Annotated in this window: 2 protein-coding genes and 1 pseudogene; 1 reads left to right on the top strand and 2 read right to left on the bottom strand. The window is 37.8% G+C overall.

Annotated features, from left to right (window positions below; genetic code table 11):
• Nucleotides 1–170: 170 nt before the first annotated feature.
• On the bottom strand, nucleotides 171–707 hold the full coding sequence (locus tag VE944_RS23050; RefSeq protein WP_324982430.1) for a hypothetical protein: 537 nt from the start codon (nucleotides 705–707) through the stop codon (nucleotides 171–173).
• A 239-nt stretch (nucleotides 708–946) separates the two neighbouring features.
• Nucleotides 947–1,195 carry a hypothetical protein gene (locus VE944_RS23045; protein ID WP_324982427.1) on the bottom strand — a complete coding sequence of 83 codons (249 nt, stop codon included), beginning with the start codon at nucleotides 1,193–1,195 and terminating at the stop codon, nucleotides 947–949.
• A gap of 179 nt (nucleotides 1,196–1,374) precedes the next feature.
• Here VE944_RS23045 and VE944_RS34355 point away from each other — a divergent pair.
• Nucleotides 1,375–1,449, top strand: a pseudogene (locus tag VE944_RS34355) (helix-turn-helix domain-containing protein); the annotation flags it as partial.
• Nucleotides 1,450–1,837 lie beyond the last annotated feature (388 nt).

Here is a 1,837-nt window from a genome sequence, read left to right as displayed (position 1 = left end):
TACACATTAACAGTAATAATAAGGTGAATTCTAGTAATAAATTTACCATAGCCGTTGGTTTCGATTTCGCTCAACCAACTGAGTGGTCGAGAGTTGAGCGAAGTCGAAACTCGTTAACATAGGTATTTTTTTATCAGAAATCACCTAAAAGCTGCTAGTTAACTCTCATCCTATCTAGCGGTGACAAGCTGACTTGTAAAGGAGAATGACCCTCCATTTTGTCCATTACCCTGTAGTGGATTCCCTTGCAGAGGAAACAGACGAAGCTCAATTGTCCCTTCTAATGTTTGAGTTATCGGATTAAAAGTAGCTTTATAATCATTTCTTGCAATACCGCTACCACCCTTGTTTGAGAGACTAAAATTGAGCGCCCTACCTGTAATCGCCTTCTTTCCATCACACGCCCAAGTACCCAAAGAAGTGGTAAAAGGATCAAACTGACCTGAAATACCACCTTCGTTTGAGTCACTAGTAATGAAGTTACCTTCTTTAGTGAGAGTGATCAGCCCGCGTGAAGCAAACTTTCCTGCTCCGTCTTTAATTGTCGTGAGGTATGTACCAGCGACAAATTTGCTGCAAACTTTCAGTTCAGAATTGGTATCAGTTACAGAGTCAGCCTTCACTTTTTGAATGTTCCAGATATCCAAAATGCTCACTGTGGAAAGTACACCAATTGTTAATCCAAGCAAAGTTTTACGAATTTTCATGAGAAACAGTAGTAAATATTTTATGGAACTCTACTTAGAAACATATACATAAACAAAAACATTCATGTTAAATTTTGGTTAATTCTTAATTAAAATCGGAACTATGGAGCGAAAATTATGTGCCTTTCAAGCTTTTTTATTCACTAAAAAAGAGCCTTTTTTATTAGTCTGCGTGAAATTTTCCGTAATCGACAATAATCACAAAACTAGAATTGGTAGGCATTGCCTACCAATTCTATCTAAACTGGAACGGTGGGAGACGGCCCATTAACAAACTGGGCAAACTCGCTAACAGATTGCCCAAAGTTAGTAGAGTTTAGCTCACGTGTCAATTTGTTAGCATTTTGAAAACCCTCTTCACGAGCAAAGGAATTCGCAGCCGCGACTTCTGCACCAATTCCCTCTCCACCCGATATTTTACTAGCGGAAACATCATCTAGTTCTTCCCACAGGGAAACATCTATATCTTCCAACAATATATTAGTCATTTTTCTAAACTCCTAGAATTATTAAAACAGGAACAACATATCTCACAACTCGGTATCGATCGCGGATCATACCGAAGTTGCTGCATTCCTTGCTTTCGCAGTATTGCTCTATTTATCATCTTTAAAAACAATGTCTTTACAAACTGTAATATGTTCCTAAAGAGAATAAATATTGGCTAGTTTTGATGGTTATTCAATATTGGAGAGAATACCGCACTTATTATCATATTGGATTAGACTGGGGGTTGTCAGAATTTATAACCTCTCACCAAAAACTGAAATTAGGATAACCCATAATCATCCCATAAAATATTTATGCAAGAGTTCTAATGTGTAGAAATTGGATATATGAGGAGGCAGGAGTGAAAATGCAGGAGGCAGGAGGTAAAAATAATATTTTGTTGTCGGTTTGAGATATGAAAAAATAGTTGTTTGTTTCCTTCTGCCCCCTGCCTCCTACCTCCTGCCTTGAACGCAGAATTCTCGCAAAATCGCGTTGCTCCCTTCTTTAGGTCGTATTCATCCCGTTTATATCGGCGTTGAAATCTCGTAAATTGGCAGAGGTATTGTTTAACCTATGATTTAGACTTTACCATAAAGGAATACTTCAAAAAAAGTTGATGGCTTCTAACAGCACCTTCA

The organism is Nostoc sp., from assembly GCF_035638895.1.
GTDB lineage: Bacteria > Cyanobacteriota > Cyanobacteriia > Cyanobacteriales > Nostocaceae > Nostoc.
This window is presented reverse-complemented; position numbering and strand designations above follow the sequence as displayed.

Bases quoted from the DNA above. Each gene is read 5' to 3' on its own strand.
- VE944_RS23045 (WP_324982427.1), bottom strand. From the start codon at position 1,195: ATGACTAATATATTGTTGGAAGATATAGATGTTTCCCTGTGGGAAGAA.
- VE944_RS23050 (WP_324982430.1), bottom strand. From the start codon at position 707: ATGAAAATTCGTAAAACTTTGCTTGGATTAACAATTGGTGTACTTTCC.